2 protein-coding genes are annotated in these 2295 nt (G+C 40.9%); both read right to left on the bottom strand.

The genetic code is table 11. The features are described from left to right. Window positions 1-715: 715 nt before the first annotated feature. On the bottom strand, window positions 716-1921 hold the full coding sequence (locus tag AABI99_RS18105; protein ID WP_338367511.1) for a HipA domain-containing protein: 1206 nt from the start codon (window positions 1919-1921) through the stop codon (window positions 716-718). Beyond that, window positions 1911-2210 (bottom strand): helix-turn-helix transcriptional regulator, encoded by a 300-nt coding sequence (locus tag AABI99_RS18100; RefSeq protein WP_338367510.1) that lies wholly within the window; start codon window positions 2208-2210, stop codon window positions 1911-1913. Before AABI99_RS18100 ends, AABI99_RS18105 begins: the two co-directional genes overlap by 11 nt. Between the last annotated feature and the right edge of the window lie 85 nt (window positions 2211-2295).

Raw genomic sequence — 2295 nt, 5'->3', positions numbered from 1 at the left:
AAAAAGCGAAGCTTTTGAAACAATTTACTTATATCGCGTTGGCGATGGCAACCAAGGGGCGAATACCGCCGTACATCCCTTGAAGTGCCCCGAGCATTTTGTGTTTTCCTCAAAGCCGAAATAGATATGAATGTAACCGCCGTGTATTCGCCGTCCATGGCGAGGTCACGGCTTTAATTGCATTGCCTAGAGGGATTTAGGTACTTGAAATTTGTCGGGAACAAAATTTCGCCATGCAATCAATTACTCATCAATTAAGTCCTTTCGGGCAAAATGACGGGGGAATTGTCTTGGCATTAGCCTTTAAGTTTGTTGTTGGTATTACCATTATGTATATTAAAGTTAACTTTACGTTTTACCTTGGCCAGTGAGTTACCTAACTTATCTAGCTCGATTAACCATCACCTCAAAGCTTTATGATACTCCCCAAAAATAACGAACACAGTAAACAGCGGTTTGAAATTTTTAATCAGCAATTACTTAAGTTTAAGCAAACCGGCCGCTATCAAGCTTACTTTTATGCGTTAGATAATGGCGTTTATCAGCCCACAAATAAAGCCCAGGCCGACTAATCTGGCGCTGGTTTAGAGCTACGAGCTAGGTTTTAGCAAAAGCCCGCTGCCTTTTCATTTCTTCTTTATAGTTCATAAAAGCGCCAACCAGTAAATGACCACTTAATCGGTCATTAACTATCTAATGAATGCTTAAATAATCTTTAACTTATATGAGGGATCACGCTTTCTAAGCGCTTTATGTCAATATCACTGATATTAGCAAAACGTTTAAAGTGCGTTGGCCACTGGCGAGTATAGCTTTCAACCTCTGCAATTATTTTTGTTGCTTGAGCCTTGTTGAGGCCAAAGCGTTTGGCTTGCGACAATAAATTATCGATACTAGCATATCGGCCATCATCACCAAGCCCTATGCCATGCTGCTTTGAGTTATTAATAGGGGTGATATCATAAGCGGGGCTCATACGCCACGTTTGCCCAGCAAAGTGATACAAAAATGCATGATTTCGGCTGTGATCATCGGTATTACCAATAAACACGTTAAATACCATTCGCTTGTAGAGCTCTGTAGCATCATCTGCGAACTCACCTGTGTGGTGGCGAATAAATTCTGCCAGTTCACCGTAGCTATAGTATGTTGCTAAGTCGCTTATCGCGACTTTTGGTTTTTGTAATAAGCTATTGGCGCTTAAAAAGTGATGAGTTGGTAAGTCATCGCTTACATCAAAACGTTCAACTAACAGAACATCGCCATTTTCTGTTTCATGAATACGGGTATTTGCAGTGCGAATCCCCAATTCATTAGCCATACACATAGCACCATGCTCAGCCCTAGCTAAATTAAACAAATCGTCTTGACGATTGAACTTTGCTAAATAAAGCTTATCATCAATTTTCACAGAGGTTTTAGGTCTTGCTCCCCCCATGCTTTGGCCAAATTCAAAGGCTTTTTTTGCTTCCTGTGAAATCGCTTTATTGGCGAGCAAATCGTCCTTTGCTTGATCTAACAAGGCTAAATCGGCTAATGTATTTTTATTCGCTTTATGTTTTGATGCGCTGCGCGACAAACTAAATACCAAGGCGCCAACACCATACCCAGACCCTGCGAGTAAAAATTCTAGCTCATTCTTTGGCTTAGTATTATGTAACGAGAGTATAAGCTTACGCCCCCACGAATCAGCTCCCGCATCACTTAACACCCCAAACACACCTTTATTGGCAGAATAGCTAACTATGCCAGGCTGTAATGGTAGATGCAGCGGATCGAGCGCAAACGCATCAGAGCGCGCAAGGTAACTTTTACCATAATTAAACTCACCTCGGCCAGTTTGTGGATTTAACTTAAAAAAACCACAAATTATGGGGCTGTCCTCTAAACCGTCAATAAATACATAAGCTTCAGAAGTCATCGTTAATCACCTGAGTTTTATTGCTTTTACGCTGTCTTGCATTATAACCGCCCACACCTGCGGCTAGCTCGTTAATTTCATCCAGCAATGAGCCTTGCAATTGAAGAGCAACAAGGGCTTCAAACAATATATCGCTTTTTACTACCTCTCCTTGTTCAAGCTTTTGTACCGTGGAGCGAGATACACCAATCATCTTAGCGAACGTGCTCTGGGTATAAAGTAAAGTACGATGCTGACGAATTAAATCACCCAAGCGACGCGCCAGCTTTAATGCTTGTTCAGATCTCATAAATGAATACTAAATCGGTCATTAATACATTAATGATTAGTTTAGCGGTATTTATCATGATTGCAATATTATTTAAATAGAGACG

This window comes from uncultured Pseudoalteromonas sp. (assembly GCF_963922945.1).
Lineage (GTDB): Bacteria > Pseudomonadota > Gammaproteobacteria > Enterobacterales > Alteromonadaceae > Pseudoalteromonas.
The sequence above is the reverse complement of the archived record's forward strand: the minus strand, read 5'-3'. Positions and strand labels throughout refer to the sequence as shown.